Raw genomic sequence first — 607 nt, forward strand, 5'->3', positions numbered from 1 at the left:
GATGCTCTGAAGTAGCCATGTATTTCGGGCCGACTTCAGCCCCCGCCGATTTTGAAAGCGGCAAACCAATCAAAAACGATCAGATCACCCGCTCATTTCAGTGTTTCTGGCCGCCGCGATAACCTCGCAGCGGCCATTTCCCACATTACAGGAGCACCTCTCCCGCATTCGTCAGCAAATGCCGGCGCACCATCCACAGGTTCGACAGCGCGAACAGTGTCACCAGCTGTGCCGTGTTCTTCGCCAGGCCACGGAAGCGTGTTTTCACATAGCCGAACTGGCGCTTGATCACCCGGAACGGATGCTCGACCTTGGCACGCACCTGGGCCTTGGCTTTCTCGATCTTGCGCTTGGCTTTGTACAGCGCGCTGCGCTTACTCAGCTTCTTGTACGTACTACGACGGGCCGCGATCTGCCAGATCACCTCACGGCCTTCATGTTCCGGGCGCTTCTCTACGCCGGTGTAGCCCGCGTCGGCACCGACCATGTTTTCCTCACCGTGCAGCAGTTTGTCGACCTGGGTAACGTCTGCAACGTTGGCTGCCGTCCCCACCACGCTGTGCACCAGGCCGGACTCGTCATCAACGCCGATATGCGCCTTCATGCC

The 607-nt window shown here is 59.0% G+C and carries 1 protein-coding gene; it reads right to left on the reverse strand.

From position 1 onward, the window contains the following. Positions 1-145 precede the first annotated feature (145 nt). Positions 146-607, reverse strand: a 462-nt coding sequence (locus ACF8MI_RS19420; RefSeq protein WP_392517725.1) for an IS5 family transposase, incomplete at its 5' end; no start/stop codon positions are given.

It is taken from the genome of Pseudomonas sp. yb_9, assembly GCF_043103635.1.
GTDB lineage: Bacteria > Pseudomonadota > Gammaproteobacteria > Pseudomonadales > Pseudomonadaceae > Aquipseudomonas > Aquipseudomonas monteilii.